The 16362-nt window shown below is 68.9% G+C and carries 9 protein-coding genes; 6 read left to right on the top strand and 3 right to left on the bottom strand.

Translation table 11 applies throughout. The annotated features are described in order from the left end of the window. Window positions 1-2: 2 nt before the first annotated feature. Both WAE60_RS03555 and WAE60_RS03550 read right to left on the bottom strand, forming a co-directional pair. Complete coding sequence (locus tag WAE60_RS03555) at window positions 3-2003, bottom strand: ferritin-like domain-containing protein (protein WP_337684996.1); 2001 nt, start codon at window positions 2001-2003, stop codon at window positions 3-5. A 137-nt stretch (window positions 2004-2140) separates the two neighbouring features. Beyond that, entirely contained in the window at window positions 2141-10747 is an 8607-nt protein-coding gene (locus WAE60_RS03550) for a M10 family metallopeptidase C-terminal domain-containing protein (RefSeq protein WP_337684995.1), read from the bottom strand. A gap of 433 nt (window positions 10748-11180) precedes the next feature. Between WAE60_RS03550 and WAE60_RS03545 the strand changes: the two genes are divergently transcribed. From WAE60_RS03545 to WAE60_RS03535, 3 genes are read left to right on the top strand one after another with little or no spacing between them, the layout of a single operon-like run. Next, window positions 11181-11720, top strand: a complete 540-nt coding sequence (locus tag WAE60_RS03545) for a tail fiber protein (protein ID WP_029913886.1) — start codon at window positions 11181-11183, stop codon at window positions 11718-11720. Window positions 11721-11757: 37 nt separating this feature from the next. Beyond that, the gene (locus WAE60_RS03540; protein WP_029913888.1) at window positions 11758-12312 is read left to right on the top strand and encodes a tail fiber protein; all 555 of its coding nucleotides are present in this window, start codon (window positions 11758-11760) and stop codon (window positions 12310-12312) included. A 33-nt stretch (window positions 12313-12345) separates the two neighbouring features. Further along, a complete protein-coding gene (locus WAE60_RS03535) occupies window positions 12346-12891 on the top strand; it encodes a tail fiber protein (protein ID WP_029913897.1) in 546 nt (181 codons plus the stop codon). Between the two features lie 25 nt (window positions 12892-12916). Here WAE60_RS03535 and WAE60_RS03530 read toward each other — a convergent pair whose 3' ends face one another. Beyond that, entirely contained in the window at window positions 12917-13222 is a 306-nt protein-coding gene (locus tag WAE60_RS03530) for a hypothetical protein (RefSeq protein ID WP_029913899.1), read from the bottom strand. Between the two features lie 35 nt (window positions 13223-13257). Between WAE60_RS03530 and WAE60_RS03525 the strand changes: the two genes are divergently transcribed. The 3 genes from WAE60_RS03525 (at window position 13258) to WAE60_RS03515 (ending at window position 16361) form a co-directional block, all read left to right on the top strand. Then, entirely contained in the window at window positions 13258-13785 is a 528-nt protein-coding gene (locus WAE60_RS03525) for a GNAT family N-acetyltransferase (protein WP_029913901.1), read from the top strand. Continuing rightward, complete coding sequence (locus tag WAE60_RS03520; RefSeq protein WP_337684992.1) at window positions 13782-14786, top strand: Gfo/Idh/MocA family oxidoreductase; 1005 nt, start codon at window positions 13782-13784, stop codon at window positions 14784-14786. Before WAE60_RS03525 ends, WAE60_RS03520 begins: the two co-directional genes overlap by 4 nt. 312 nt (window positions 14787-15098) lie before the next feature. Further along, complete coding sequence (locus WAE60_RS03515; RefSeq protein ID WP_337684991.1) at window positions 15099-16361, top strand: nucleotide sugar dehydrogenase; 1263 nt, start codon at window positions 15099-15101, stop codon at window positions 16359-16361. The last annotated feature ends 1 nt before the right edge of the window (window position 16362 follow it).

Raw genomic sequence — 16362 nt, 5'->3', positions numbered from 1 at the left:
CATCACGTCGACGGCGGGAAGACGAGGCGCAGATTGTCCGGGTCCGGAGGATCGGCCGGAACCGTCTTGCCCCGGTGCGCCATCACCGCCTGATAGGCGCGATAGGCCACGTCGTGCACCTTCTCGCCGCGCTCGTAGAGCATCGGGTCGCCGAACGCCACGGACATCCAGCCGTCCTTGCCCGAGCTGTCCTGGACGAAGTCGTACAGCTGCATCTGGCCGGTGTTGGGGAACACCTGCGAGGCCGAGATCGGCACGGCGCAGCCGCCGAAGCCGCTGCATCGGTTGTCGCTGGGGGCCGAGTACAGCTTCTGCGTCGGCGCGCCGCAGCCGCCGGCCCCGCCGGGTCCTGCGCAGCTGCCGCCGCCCCCGACCACGCCGCCGCGCGTCACCACCGCCGAGCCGCAGTTGCCGCCGCCGCTGACCGGCTGGACGAAGCCGCAGCCGCCCTGGGCGTGGCAGTTATTGGAGCCCCGGCAGGTGTGGAAGATCTCGACGGCGGCGCAGGTGTTGTCGCCGGTCCCGTCCAGGTCCAGGGCCTGGCAGGAGTGGTACAGCTTATTCGGCGTGGCCGGGTCCAGGCCGATCGACAGGTCGGGGGTCTGGCCCAGCACGGCCCAGGCGATCGACATGCGGTCGCCCGAACCGGCCATGGACGGGAACGGGAACAGCACCGGCCCGGTGGACGGCGGGGTCCAGTAGTCGTTGAGCACGGTGGTCACGCCGGCGATCGCGCCGATCACCGCCTGGCTGAGCAGCTTGTGGCTTTCGGCCCGGGCGTCGGGCGCGTTCAGGGCGTTCAGCGCCGCCGCCAGTTCGTCGGGCGTGGGCAGCTTCAGCGGGTTGGTCGGATCGTAGTCCGACCCCTGCAGTTCCTGGGCGGTCCAGGTCTTGTGGGTCTCCAGCCACTGCGGCCAGGTGACGACCTGGGGCAGCAGGTCCGCGACCTTCTTGAAGCGCTCGTAGTGGTCCATCGGATCGTTGTCGGACCGCGCCACGGCGTCGGCCGAGGGGATCTGCTTCCCGGCGTCGTCATAGCTGGGATAGTCGGCGCGCAGGGCGGTGTTCGACGGCTGGTACTTGGGCTTGACTGCCTGCAGCAGCTGGGGCCGGCGCTTGATCTCGCTGCCCTCGCCCTGGTCGGTGATGGCGTCCATCATCGAGACCATCTGCTCGAAGGCGATGGACTTGTCGGTGGTGGCGATCGTGGTCTCGAAGCCCATGAACTCGCGCATGGGGTGGCCGGGCGACGAGAAGCTGTTGAACAGGTCGTTCTGCACGGCCGTGGCCGTGAACATGGCGTCCCACAGGGTGCTGCCGTCGGTGTATTCCAGGCTGAGATAGTCGTAGTAGCACTGGTACATCCAGCCGATGGTGCCGAAGCGCGGCAGCGGGTCGCCCGGCTTCCAGTCGGCGAACGGCGCCTCGGGGAAGTAGTCCTTCTCCTTGCCGTACTTGATGTTGGCGCGGGCGTCGGCCTCGGGCTGCTCGATGGCGATGAACAGGCGCAGCAGCACGTCGGACAGCGGCCCGACGTTCACCGGCACGTCCTCGTGGTGGATCGTGTCCTTCAGGTCGATGATGTTGGGGATGACGCTGTTGGAGGGGCCGTAGCAGGTCCAGCCATGGCGGTCGTCCTGCAGGGCCGTGTCGGTGAAGTTGGGGCTGACGCCCAGCACCGTGGCCATGTTGGCGGCCATCTGCAGATGCAGCATCTCCTGGATGAACACCGAGAACACCAGGTTGAAGGCCTGCTCGTTGGCGGTGACCGGATTGGCCGAGGTCTTGGATCCGGGCCACAGCCGGCCCTGGTAGAAGTCGTTCCCCTGCCCCGTGATCGCGTGCATGCCCTGGATCGAATAGAGGCTGGTCATGTACAGCGGGATCGTGAACAGCTCGACGTCGACCGCCGCCTGGGCGATCGCCCGCAGCGCCATCTTGTCGATCTTCTTGAGCGCGGGGTCGCGCGGCGCCTGGGCGCTGGCGCTGAGGGTGCGGGTCACGGCGTCCTCCGATCCTTGTCCGGCGGGCGCCCGTCGAGGGGCGGCCGGCGCGACCGGGCCGACTCTCCCCGATCGATCGGCATCTTAGGTTGCGTAACGCCCAGATCAACACTCAAGATTGATCTGGGCGTCGCTCGCTACAGCAGGATGTCGGCCGAGGTCAGGGTTCCGGTGACCTTCAGGGCGATCACGAAGTCGGCCACCCCGTCGCCGTTCACGTCGCCCGAGACGTGGTAATAGCCCGAGGCGTCCGGGGCGGCGATGACCAGCTGGCCCGCCACGTTGGAGAAGCTGGTCACCACCGTGAAGGCGTCGTTGGCGCCGGTGCCCGAATTGGCGTCGATGCCGGTCAGGCTCAGCTTGTCGCCCTCGGCCTGGCTGAAGTCGAAGATCAGGTCCTGGGCGAAGGGCGCGCTGTCCGTCGGGGCGTTGTAGACGAAGGTGTCCGCCCCCGCCCCGCCCAGCATGAAGTCGGCGCCGCCGCCCCCGATCAGGGTGTCGTTCCCGTCCATGCCGTAAAGGATGTCGTTGCCCGCGCCCGCCACAAGGGTGTCGGCGATGTTGCTGCTCGTGCCGTCGCCGACCATGGTGAAGGCCTGGGTGGCCCCGCCGCTGGCGATGACGTCGGTGGCCTTCAGCGTCGTGCCCGACACCGTGATCACCGACTGGAAGTTCCCGCCGGAATCCGGGGCCGAATAAATGAAGGTCGTCCCTCCGAAGTGGGCGATGGTCACCTTGCCGCCGTCGATCGCCGAGATGTCGATCTTGTCCTGGTCGGGGGTGAAGTCGATGACGCTGTCGTAGGCGCTGAAGTTCGAGTTCGACACCGAGGTGTAGAGGAAGGTGTCGTGGGCGTCGCCGCCGTACATCAGGTCGGCCCCGTCGCCGCCGTTCAGGGTGGAGTCGGTGGTGCCGCCCACCAGGACGTCGTCCGAGGCGCCGCCGGTCAGGCTGTCGCTGCTGCGGCCGCTGGCGCCGCCGGCGCCGTCGTCGCCGTACATCGAGAACTTGACGCCGGCGGTGACGAGCAGGTCCGAGGTCCGGATGTCGCCGAAGACCTGGACGACGCTCGCATTCCCGGGGGCGCCGAAATAGATGAAGGTGCTGGCGCCGAAGCGGGCCAGGATCACCACGCCGTCGTCGGCCGCCCTGAGGTCCAGCTTGTCCTGGCCGGTCTGGAAGTCGGTGATGACGTCCCAGTGCAGGATGGGCGAGTCGCCGTCGTCATAGACGAAGGTGTCGGCTCCGGCCCCACCGCTGATCGTGTCGCCGCCGCCGTTGCCGCGGATCATATCGGCGCCGTCCCCGCCGTTGATGATGTCGGCGCCCGAGCCGCCCGTCAGGACGTCGGCGTTGCCGCTTCCGTTGAGGGTGAAGCCGAGATTGGACACGCCTGTGACGATGTCCGAAATTTCGAGACCCAGACCGAGAGAGCCGATCAAGCCATCCGGCACGCCGTCGCCGTTCTGGTCGATCACCAGGATTTTGTTGGCCCCGTCGATATTCAGGGTCAGCTTGGTCGAGGGAGTCATCAGCGGCGTCAGGCGCAGCGTGTCCACGCCATGGGTGAAGTCGGTGATGGTGTCGACGGCGGTCGTCGTGCTGTCGCCGATGGCTTCATAGGCGAAGACGTCCGCGCCGCCGCCGCCGGTCAGGATGTCGGCGCCGCCCTTGCCCGTCAGGGTGTGGGCCGCGCCGCCGCTGATCAGGATGTTGGCGTTGGCGTCGCCGGTGTCCGAGCCCGTGACGGTGATCGTCAGCTGGGCCGTCGCCGAGGCGCCGGACGGGTCCTTGATCGTGTAGTCGAACTTGTCGGTCGCGACCTGGCCGACGGCCAGGCCCTCGTGGTCGGCCACGTAGCTGTACGTGCCGTCCGGATTGATCGTCAGCGTGCCGTAGGCGCCGCTGACCACCGTGCCCCCGGCCGCGACGGTCTGGTCCACGTGGGTGGCGTTGTAGGCGACGTTGGTCACCGTCAGCGCCGTAAGGGCGTTGTCGATGTCGCCGTCGTTGGTGCGCACCGAGCCCGTCGCCGTCAGGCGCTGGGTCACGGCATTGGAGTCGTTGGCGGCGGTGGGCGCGTCGTTGACATTGGCCACGGCCGCCGTGGCGCCGCTGAGCACGGACTCGGCCGTGCCGTGACCGTCGGTATACGTGACCCGCACCCGGACCGTGGCGCCGACGTCGGCGTCGCCCAAGGCGTAGGTGGCCTGGTCGGCCGCGCCGATCGAGACGAAGCCCGAACCGGTGTTGCGCTGCCACTGGTAGTGCAGCGTCCCCAGGCCGTCGATGTCGGCCAGGGCCGAGGTGTCGGCCGTCAGGACACTGTCCTCGGCCACCGTGCCGGTGATCGTCACCGCGCCGGTCGGGGCGTCGTTGACGTTGGCCACGGCCGCGGTGGCGGCGCTGGTCTCGCTCTCGAACACGCCCTGCAGGTCGGTGTAGCTGACCACCACCCGGATCGTGCCGCCCACGTCGGCGTCGCCCAGGGTGTAGGTGGCCTGGTCGGCCGCGCCGATGCTGACGAAGCCCGAACCGGTGTTGCGCTGCCAGTCGTAGTGCAGCGTCCCCAGGCCGGCGGGGTCGGACAGGGTCGAGGTGTCGGCCGTCAGGACCTGGTCCTCGGTCACCGTGCCGGTGACGGTCACCGTCCCGGTGTGCGGCCCGTTGGCCGGCAGCACGCTGGCGGTGGCGGCGCTGGTCTCGTCCTCGAACGTGCCATGGCCGTCGGTGTAGCTGACCACCACCCGGATGGTCGCGCCCAGATCGCCGGCCATCAGGGTGTAGGTCGCCTGATCGGCCGCGCCGAGGCTGGTGAAGCCCGAACCCGTGTCGCTCTGCCAGTCGTAGTGCAGCGTCCCCAGGCCGTCGACGTCGGCCAGGGTGGAGTTGGCCGTCAGGGTCTGGCCGACGTTCGCCGCGCCGGTCACCGAGACCCCGCCGGTGTGCGGGTCGTTGACGTTGGCGATCGCCGCCGTGGCGGCGCTGGTCGCGCTGTTGTTGAAGCCCTGGCCGTCGGTGTAGCTGACCACCACGCGGACCGTGCCGCCCACGTCGGCGTCGCCCAGGGTGTAGGTCGCCTGGTCGGCCGCGCCGGTGCTGACGAAGCCCGAGCCGGTGTTGCGCTGCCAGTCGTAGTGCAGCGTGCCCAGCCCATCGACGTCCGCCAGGGTCGAGACCGCCGTCAGGACCAGGTCCTCGGTCGCCGTGCCGGTGATCGACACGCCGCCCGTCGGGGCGTCGTTGACGCCGGCGACGGCCGCCGTGGCCGAGCTGGTGACGCTGTTGGAGAAGCCCTGGCCGTCGGTGTAGCTGACCACCACGCGGATCGTAGCGCCCACGTCGGCGTCGCCGAGGGTGTAGGTCGCCTGGTCGGTCGCGCCGATCGTGACGAAGCCCGAGCCGGTGTCGCGCTGCCAGTCGTAGTGCAGCGTGCCCAGGCCGTCGACGTCGGCCAGGGTGGAGGTGTTGGCCGTCAGGACCTGGTTCTCGGTCGCCGTGCCGGTGATCGCGGCGCCGCCCGTCGGGGCATCGTTGACGCCGGCGATCGCGGCGGTCGCCGCGCTGGTCGCCGACTCCGAGAAGCCCTGGCCGTCGGTGTAGCTGATGACCACCCGGACCAGGCCGCCCACGTCGGCGTCGCCCAGGGTGTAGGTGGCCTGGTCGGCCGCGCCGGTGTTGACGAAGCCCGAGCCGACGTCGCGTTGCCAGGTGTAGTGCAGCGTGCCCAGGCCATCGACGTCGGCCAGGGTCGAGACCGCCGTCAGCACCTGGTTCTCGGTCGCCGTGCCGGTGACCGACGCGCCGCCGGTGTGCGGGTCGTTGACCCCGGCGATGTTCGTGGTGTTGGAGCTGGTGACCGATTGCGCCGTGCCCCCGCCATCGGTGTAGCTGACCACCACGCGGATGTGGTTGCCGACATCGACGTCGCCCAGGGTGTAGGTCGCCTGGTCGGCCGCGCCGATCGAGACGAAGCCCGAGCCGCTGTCGCGCTGCCAGTCGTAGTGCAGCGTGCCCAGGCCGTCGTTATCGGCCAGGGTCGAGGTGTTGGCCGTCAGGACCTGGTTCTCGGTCGTCGTGCCGGTGATCGACACGCCGCCGGTCGGGGCGTCGTTGACGTTGGCGATCGCGGCGGTCGCCGCGCTGGTCGCCGACTCCGAGAAGCCCTGGCCGTCGGTGTAGCTGATCACCACCCGCACCAGGCCGCCCACGTCGGCGTCGCCCAGGGCGTAAGTGGCCTGATCGGCCGCGCCGGTGTTGACGAAGCCCGAGCCGACGTCGCGCTGCCAGTTGTAGTGCAGCGTGCCCAGGCCATCGACGTCGGCCAGGGTCGAGACCGCCGTCAGCACCTGGTCCTCGGTCGCCGTGCCGGTGATCGAGGCGCCGCCGGTGTGCGGGTCGTTGACCCCGGCGATCGAAGCCGTGGCCGAGCTGGTGACGCTGTTGGAGAAGCCCTGGCCGTCGGTGTAGCTGACCACCACGCGGATCGTGGCGCCCACGTCGGCGTCGTCCAGGGTGTAGGTCGCCTGGTCGGCCGCGCCGGCCGTGACGAAGCCCGAACCCGTGTTGCGCTGCCAGTCATAGTGCAGCGTGCCCAGGCCGTCGGAGTCGGCCAGGGTCGAGGTGTCGGCCGTCAGGACCTGGTTCTCGGTCGTCGTGCCGGTGATCGACGCGCCGCCGGTCGGGGCGTCGTTGGTCGCCGTCACCGCCGCCGTGGCCGTGCTGGTCGCCGATTCCACCGTGCCGCCGGCGTCGGTGTAGTAGATCACCACGCGGACCACGCCGCCGATGTCGCCGTCGCCCAGGGTGTAGGTCGACTGGTCGGCGCCGACATTGACGTAGCCGCCGCCGACGTCGTGCTGCCACTGGTAGTGCAGCGTGCCCAGGCCATCCGGATCGGCCAGGGTCGAGACCGCGGTCAGCACCTGGTCCTCGGCCGCCGTGCCGGTGATGCTGGCGCCGCCGGTGTGGACGTCGTTGGTCGCGGTGATGTTGACCGTCACCGAGCCGCTGTCCGACAGCGCGCCGCCGGTTCCCTGGCCGCCGCCGTCGTTGAGCGTGTAGTTCAGCGACACCGAGCTGGGCGGCGCGTCGCTGGTGTTGGTGTAGGTGATGTGCTGGATGATGTCGTTGACCAGCGCCGTGGTCGCCGTCGCGCCCGAGCTGGTGAAGCTGATCGTCAGCACGCCGCCCACGACCGTGAAGGTTGCGACGGTCAGGCCGCCGACCTGGATGTTGGCGCCGCTGACGGTGAACAGGGCGCCGCTGGTGTTGAAGCCGAAGGTGTCGGCGGCGTTGGGCGTGCCGCGCTGCACCGTGAAGCTGGCGCCGGCATAGTCGCCCGAAGCGCCGTTCAGGGCGTCGAGTTCGACGTCGGACACGACCAGCGTCCCCAGTAGAGCGGCCGCCGTCTGTTCGGTGGCGCCCACCGTCGTCGCCGTGGCCGGGACCACCGGCGCGTCGTTCACGGCCGTGATGCTGGTCGACAGGGCGACGGTGTCGTCGCTGATGCGGGTCTGGCCGCCGTTGCTGGTGACGTTGAGCGTCGCGCCCGTGGTGAGCGCTCCGCCCGAATTGTCGATCAGATAGGCTTCCAGGGTGGGCGGCGCGCCGTTGTAGTCGGCCGCCGGCAGGAAGCGCAGCGAGGCGCCGGCCGCCAGGACCAGGGCGTTGGTCTCGCTGGGCGAGCCGATCGTCACCCACGACGTGCCGTTGTGGTACTGCCAGACGCCCTCGGCGCCCGAGGCGTTGTTCACCGAAATCGCGACGCCGGCGAAGCTGTCGCCGTCGGGATCGCTGAAGTGCGAGCTGAACAGGCTGGAGACCGTGGCGCCCGCCGGATTGGCGGTGTCCTCGGCGACGGCGGCCAGGGTGGCCGAGCCGCTGGCGACCGGCGCGTCGTTGGTCGCCGTGACCACGACGTTCAGCGTCATCGCCGTGCTGTATGGCGTGAAGCCGCCGACATTGGTCAGGTCGGTGATCTGACCGGTGGTGACCGCGCCGGCCGAATCCTCGATCATCGAGACGGTAAGGGACGGCGCCGTGCCGTTGTAGTCGGCCGCCGGCACGAAGCGCAGCAGGGTGGCCGAACCGATGACGAAGGCGTTGGTCGTCGAGACGGCCGGCAGGTCCTGCCAGACCGAACCGTCGAAGTACTGGTAGACGCCCTGGGCCGCCGTGGCGGCGTTGGCGCTCACCGCCACGCCGGTGAAGGCGTTGGCCGACGAGCCGCCCGAGACCGTGTCCTTGGCGTCGTTGAAGTGGCTGGAGAACAGCGACGAGATCGACTGGCCCGCGCCGGGCGCGGAATCCTCGGCGATCGAGGTCAGGCTGACGGTCGTGCCGTTGATGACGACCGGGGCGTCGTTGGTCGCCGTGACGGTGTGGCTGAGCACCACCGTGCCAGTGCTGAAGACCGTCGTGCCGCCGTTGGTGGTGGTGTTGACGACCGTGCCGTTGGTGATGGCGCCGTTGGAGGCGTCGACCAGCCTCACCGTCAGGGTCGGGGCCGGGCCGTTGAAGTCGGTGACCGGGGCGAAGCGGATGGCCGTCGATGCCGCCAGCTCGACCGCCGCGGCGGTCGAGGCCGAGCCGATGTTCACCCAGGTCGAGCCGTTCCAGTACTGCCACTGGCCGGTGCCGCCGCTGGAGCCGTTGGAGATCACCGCGATGCCGGCCATGGCGTCGCCATCGCCGTCGGCGTACTGGCCGCCGAACAGGCTCGAGACCGTGTTGCTCAGGGTCGTGGGGCTGATGTCTTCGTTGGTGGCCGACACGCTCTCGGTGCCGTCGCCCGAGACGGTGGGCGCGTCGTTCACGCCGATGATGGTGATCGTGTAGTTGTCGGTGTCGCTCAGCGTGCCGCCCGTGCCCGTCGAGCCGCCGTCGCTGGTGACCACGGTCAGGGTGTCGGTGCCGCTGACGTTGGTGTTGCCGTGGAACAGCAGGCCGTTGCTGGCCGCCAGGGTGGTGTTGATCGCGTTGATCGTGCCCGTGACGGTCACCGTGCCGGTGCCGTTGCCGCTGATGTTGCCGGCGGTCAGGCCGCTGGAGACGTTGGTCCGCAGGGTCAGGATGCCCTTGGTCACGCTCAGGGTGACCGTGACGGTGGCCGAGGCCGGATTGGCGTCGGCGTCGCTGATCGACAGGCCGGTGACGGCGATGTCGGCGTTTTCGTTGCCCGTGGCGCTGGAGACCGTGCCGTTGACGGGCGCGTCGTTGACCGCGGTGATGTTGATCGTCGTCGTGCCGCTGTTCACCGATCCGGCCAGCACGCCCGGCGTGCCGTCGGTGATCGTCCAGGTGAGGGTGCGGCTGGTGTTCGAGCCGTAGTTCGTCGGGTTGTCGCCCGTGGCCCAATAGACCAGCCCCGCCAGGGCGGTCTGGTAGTGGGCGATGGTGTCGTAGCCGGACAGGGTCAGGGTCTCGGTCGCCGCGTTCCAGCTGACCGTGATGCTGGTGCCGGCGATCGTGCCGGTGATCTGCTTGGCCGCGCCGTAGCCCAGATGGTCGTCGGCCGTGCTGTTCTCGTTCGAGCTGAACGTGCCGCCGGTGATCTGGATCGTGGCGCCCGTCAGGTAGCCGCCGTCGTTGTCGGTGATCGTCGGGGAGCCGCTCAGCAGGGTGGTCGCCGAGGCCGCCTGCTCGGTCGCGGCCGTGCCCGCGCCGGTGACGGTCAGGGCCGCCAGGTCGGCGAAGACCATCCCCTCGGTCGTGGCCCCGACCGTCGTGGTGCCGGGGTCGATCGTGCGGATCAGGGTGGCCGTGGTGCCGGCGCCGTCCAGCTGGAAGACGTAGATGACGTCGTCGGTGTCGGAGCCGCTGTTCTCGACCTCCTCGCTCTCGAGGTAGATCTGGCGCGTCGACTGATCGAACGTCATGTCGCCGCCGTAGTAGTGGCTGCCGCCCGGCATGCCGACCAGCGTCACCTTGACGGCCGTGCCGCTGGTGGCGCTGCCGCTGATGTACCAGAGGGCGTTGTCGTTGGCGTCGTAGTTGCCGCTGGGCGACGGATTCTGCGAGTGGGTCGTGAAATAGACGAGGTCGGTGGTCTCATCGACCTCGACGTCGACGAAGACGCCGTCGGCGAAGGTGGTGTTGTTGAACTGGGCGTCGGAGACCAGCGGGGTCGCGACGTTCGGGTTCGAGAGGTCCAGGCGGAAGAGGCCGGTCGCCAGGCCGCCGATCGTCTCGGTGTAGTACAGCCGGCCGCCGGCCACGATCGTGGTGTCGATCGCGAAGTCCCGCGGATCCAGGACGAAGAAGCCGCCCTCGTTGGCCCGGTTGTCGCTGACCGCCGTGGTCAGGAAGCCGAGGTCGGTGAGGGTGCCCGCCGCGTCGTAGCTGTAGACCCGGATGCCGGTGATGTTGCCGTTCGGCGTCGCCGCGCCGTCCTGGTAGCCGACATAGATCCTGCGGTTGACCGCATCGACCTCGATCGTTTCGACGATGATCGTGTCGGGGAAGTCGACCACCGTGGTGGGGGCCGCGGCGCTGTTGATCGAGCCCCGAACCAGCAGGGCGTGGTCGTCGATGCTGTTGCTGAGGATGGCGAAATAGAAGCCCGCCGCGGTGTCGATGCCGAGGCCGGACGTGAACGAGCTGGAGAAGGCGTCATCGCCCGTGCCCGCCCCGCCGTTGCTGACGACGGTGGTGCTGCCGGTGCCGTCGTCGTTGATCCGGACGAGCTTCGTGTCGGCGTCGCCGCCTTCGGTGATGTACCACAACTGGCCGGAGAACGGCATGGATCAGTCCTTTGCCTCAGGCAAGACCACGCGCCGTCGCGCATGTGCGACGGCATCGGAGCACACGCTCCGCGGGAAATGGGTGGAAGAAGGGGCTAGGGGCGCTGGGCGACCGCGCACGGCGCGGAGGCGGAAAAGCGCGCACGAAAGCGCATATCTTACGCAACCCACTCCCCCCTCGCTCTAGTCAAGCCATGAACGCAACCTTAACGACGAGACGATGTGCGCACAAGTAGACACACGCTGATCGGCGAACTCCGTTCTCCTAACTATTGTGCAGCTCAGGATAGTGGGATACGAGAGGGACAATCGCGGGGGTAGGGGCGCCTGTCTTAATCTTGGTTAAGAGCGGAGACGACTTAAGGTTTAGTCCTGGTCGATCCGGCGCCACAAGCTTGGGCAGTTAAGACTTTCTGGGAGCGAGGGAACGACCATGACCGAGCCTTATCTTGGTGAGATCCGCATGTTCGGGGGCAACTTCGCCCCTGTGGGCTGGGTCATGTGCGACGGCCAGATCATGTCGATCGCCGAGAACGACGCGCTGTACCAACTTCTAGGGACAACGTACGGCGGCGACGGCATCAACACGTTCGGCATCCCCGACCTGCGCGGCCGCACGCCCACCCATTGGGGCACCAAGAACGGCCAGACCTACGTCATGGGCCAGAAGCAGGGCGTGGAGTCGGTCACCCTGACCTCCGGCCAGCTGCCGGCCCACACCCACCCGTTCTTCGCCGCCTCGACGGCGGGCGCGGTGTCGACGCCGACCACCGCGACGATGATCTCGGACCAGGGACCGAGCGGGACCGGCATCTTCGGCTACGCGCCCTACAACGCCGGCAACGAGCAGATCGCCCTGACGGCCGCCTCGACCACGCCGGCCGGCGGCAACCAGCCGCACGACAACATGCAGCCCTATCTGGGCATCAATTTCATTCTCGCGATCGCCGGAATCTTCCCGTCGCAGAACTGACCCATTCCGCTAGAAGATCCTTTGGAGACTCAAAGAGATGAGTGATCAATATCTCGCGGAAATCCGCATCTTCAGCTTCCCGTTCGCGCCCTTCGGCTGGGCCCAGTGCAACGGCCAGATCCTGCCGATCTCGCAGAACACGGCGCTGTTCTCGCTGCTGGGCACCACTTACGGCGGCAACGGCACCAGCAACTTCGCCCTGCCCAACCTGATGGGCAACATCCCGATCCACATCGGCCGCAACCAGCCCGGGCCCGGCCTGCAGGTCTACGACCTGGGGCAGGTGGGCGGTTCGCAGACCGTGACGCTGCTGACCACCGAAATGGCGGCGCACAGCCACTCGCCGGTCGTGACCACCGCGGTCGGCACCGTCACGACCTCGGCCAACAACCAGCCCGCCAAGGCCTTCACGGGCAACTTCTCGAAGAACACCCAGGGCCTGCTCTACAGCACCGTCGCCACGCCGGCCACGCAGCTGCCGCCCCAGACCATCACGGCGGCGGGCGGCGGCCAGCCGCACAACAACATGATGCCGACGGTGTTCCTGAACTACTGCATCGCCCTGCGGGGCGCCTTCCCCGCCCGTAACTGATCCCGATCGCGACAAATACGAGGAGCAAGTCTGATGACTCAGCAGTATATGGGCGAAATCCGGATCATGGGCTTCAACTTCCCGCCCAAGAACTGGGCCCTGTGCAACGGGCAGGTCCTGTCGATCGCCCAGAACCAGGCGCTGTTTTCGCTCTTGGGCACCACTTACGGCGGCAACGGGGTCACCACCTTCCAGCTGCCCGACCTGCGGACCTACGCCCCGGGCGGCGTGAGCTCGACCTATCCGTTGGGCGCGATCACGGGCGAGTACAACCACACCCTGCTCCAGACCGAGATCCCGCAGCACGTGCACTTCCTGAAGGTGGACGCCACCGCGGCCGGCTCGACCAACCTCAGCACGGCGGCGGCGGGCAACAGCTTCGGCCAGACCGGCAGCAGCAGCAACGAGGGCACGGCCCCGGCGTACAACATGTACAGCACCGTGGTGACGCCCACCGCGCCCCTGGCGCCCCAGGCGCTGGGCAATGCGGGCGGCAGCCAGCCGCACGAGAACCGTCAGCCGTTCCTGACGCTGAACATCTGCATCGCCCTGGCGGGGATCTATCCTTCGCGGAACTAAGCTGCCGGGATTGCGTGGCGTGGCGTCAGTTGAACACCGCCTGATAGTCCTGCCGCCCCCGCTCCGGGGTGTGGATCGGGATCAGGTACAGGTCGTAGGCGGTTCCGTCCTCGACCGACATCGTGTGCATCCCCTCGGCGAGCACATCGCCGGGGGGACCGCTGAAGACCAGCACGAAGGGCTGGAAATCCGGCCTCCCGTGGCCCGGCTCGGGCTGGAACAGCTCGATCTCCCGCAACGACAGGACATGACGCCCGCCTTCGATCCGGAAGGACGCGCCCTTGTGCGGAGCGAAGGCATCAGCGGTCGGGACGACGAATTCGGCGGCCATGGCGTTCCCCGGATCAGAATCGAAGCACGGCCATTATGACGACCTCTCCACCTGAACGGGAAGAGCCCGTCGCTTCGCCGCCCTTCGCCCTGCGTCCGGAGGTCGAGACCGACGCCCCTTTCCGCCTGGCGCTGTTCAGCGTGTCGCGCGGCGCGGCCTGGGCGCAGGTCCCCCTGCCCGCCGACATGCTGGCCAGGATCATGGAGCAGCAGTTCCGCGCCCAGACCCAGGGCTACAGCACGACCTTCCCGAACGCCCGGCTCGAGATCGTCACGATCGACGACGCCCCGGTCGGACGGCTGGCCACCGACCGCGACGCCCGCAGCGTGCACCTGATCGACATCGCCCTGGTCCCCGAGCGTCGGGGCCAGGGGATCGGCGAGGCGATCCTGCGGGGGCTGATGGACGAGGCCGCCGCCGCCGGGACGCCGCTGACCCTGCAGGTGGCGCGCGACAACCTCGGCGCCCAGCGCCTGTACCACCGGCTGGGCTTCGCCCTGGCCGAGGCCAACGACACCCACCTGTCCCTGCGCTGGTCCTCGACCCCGGCGGCGACCGCGTGACCCGGATCGCCGTCGTCGGCTGCGGCGCCTGGGGCCGGAACCTGATCCGGACCTGCGCGGAGCTGGGCGTGCTGGGCGCGGTGATCGACACCGATCCGGCCGCCGCCCGGCGCGAGGCCGGGGCCTGGAACGTCCCCGCCCCGTCCCTGGCCCAGGCCCTCGACGACGCCCGGCTGGACGCGATGATCGTCGCCGCCCCGGCCCCGGCCCACGCCGCCCTGTGCCGCCTGGCCCTGGACCACGGCAAGGACGTCTTCGTCGAGAAACCCCTGGCCTCCGACCTGGCCGAGGCCGAGGACCTGGCCGCCCACGTCGCGCGCTCGGACCGGGTGTTCATGGTCGGCCACCTGCTGCGCCACCACACGGCGTTCGAGGCCCTGGCGGCGATCGTGGCCCGGGGCGAGATCGGGCCCCTGCGCTACATCACCGCCTCGCGGCTCAGCCTGGGCCGGGTGCGCACGCACGAGAACGCCTTCCTCAGCCTGTCGCCCCACGACGTCTCGATGATCCTGGCCCTGGCCGGCGCCGCGCCGCTGACGGTCGAGGCCGCCGGCCGCGCCTTCGTCACCCCCGGCGTCGCCGACGAGGTCCACGCCGACCTGGGCTTCCCGCCTCTCGGCCCTGCCGGCGGACTGCACGCCCACATCGCCGCCAGCTGGCTCAGTCCGTTCAAGGAGCAGAAGCTGGTCGTGGTCGGCGAGACCGGCTCCCTGGTGTTCGACGACGTCCGCCCCTGGCCCGAAAAGCTGATGCGGCGCGACCACACCGTGGCCCTGACCGACGCCGGACCGCTCGCCGCCGGCGGCGAGCCGCGCTTCGTCGACCTGCCGGCCGAGCCGCCGCTGACCAGAGAAATCCGCCACTTCGTCCAGTGTTGCCAGACCAGGAACGCCCCCATTACGGGCATCGATGAAGGACTTCGCGTACAGCGGGTATTAGAACGGGTCCAAGCTCAATTGAAGCGCCACCTCGACCAACTACCGGCGCCGTCCATTCCCTGACCTTATCTTGCGAAAACTCGCATAACGCCGTTACAACACTTTCCAATACCAAGTATAGATGGACGCCAAAAGAAACATTAAGGCGCACACCGGGAAGGTTGTGGTAAATATACCCAAGACAAAGCCCCTTTTCCCGAAGGCTTCCAACGCGTAAGATTCGGCCATGTCGAGGGGCGAAACGATCTCAACCCAGCAGTCCGGCCGCGCGAGGGGCCGATGAACGTCCACGTTCCGACGTTTCCATTGCCCGACGACGATGAGATTGCGACGGACTTTCAAAGTCTGATCCGGAAGATCCTGCGGCGCGAATCCGTGATCGGGGTCGTCGGCATGGGCTATGTCGGCCTTCCGCTGTCGGACGCCTTCTGCTCGGCCGGCTTCCCCGTCATCGGCTTCGACCTGGACGAGACCCGGCTGGCGACCCTGAACCGGGGCGCGTCCTATCTGAGCCACTTCGCCGACGCGCGGGTGGCGGCCATGCGCGAGCGCGGGTTCGCCGCGACGGGCGCGCCCGACGTCCTGAGCCGCGCCGACGCGCTGCTGATCTGCGTGCCGACCCCGATCACCTCGCATAACGCGCCCGACCTGAGCCACGTGGTCGAGGCCGCCGAGACCCTGGCCGCCGTGCTGCGCCCGGGGCAGTTGGTCGTGCTGGAGTCCACCACCTTCCCCGGCGCCGCCGCCGAGGTGCTCAAGCCGATCCTGGAGCGTTCGGGCCTGCGCGCCGGCCAGGACTTCGCCCTGGCCTATTCGCCCGAGCGCGAGGACCCCGGCAACCACGCCTTCACCACCGCTTCGACCCCCAAGATCGTCGGCGCCGACAGCGAGGCCGAGCGCCGCGCGGCCTGCGCGCTGTACGACGCCATCACCGCCACGGTGCCGGTCAGCGACATGCGCACCGCCGAGGCGGTCAAGCTGACCGAGAACGTCTTCCGGTTCGTCAACATCGCCCTGGTCAACGAGCTGAAGGTCAGCTTCGACGCCCTGGGCATCGACATCTGGGAGGTGATCCAGGCCGCCCAGACCAAGCCCTTCGGCTACATGCCCTTCTTCCCGGGCCCCGGCGTCGGCGGCCACTGCATCCCGGTGGACCCCTTCTACCTGGCCTGGCGGGCCAAGGCCGAGGGGGCCGCGCTGAGGATGGTCGAGCTGGCCGGCGAGATTTCCCAGGCCATGCCCCGGCGGGTGGTCGACAAGACCCTCCAGGCCCTGGCCGATCGCGGCCTGTCGCCGGTCGGCGCCCACGTGCTGGTCGTCGGCGTGGCCTACAAGCGCAACATCGACGACACCCGCGAGACCCCGGCCCGCGACATCATCGAGATCCTGCGCAGCCACGGCGCCCGGGTCAGCTACCACGACCCCCTGGCGCCCGAGTTGATGGTCGGCGACACCCTGATGCAGTCGGTCGACATCGGGGCCGACGCGCTGTCCGGCTTCGACTGCGCCATCGTCGTCACCGACCACGACATGCTGGACTACGAGCGGCTGGCCCGCGAGACGCCCGTGGTGATCGACACCCGCAACGCCCTGGCCAAGGTCGATCCCGCCCTGGCCGGAAAGATCGTGAAGGCCTGAG

This window comes from Caulobacter sp. CCG-8 (assembly GCF_037402475.1).
GTDB lineage: Bacteria > Pseudomonadota > Alphaproteobacteria > Caulobacterales > Caulobacteraceae > Caulobacter.
This window is presented reverse-complemented; position numbering and strand designations above follow the sequence as displayed.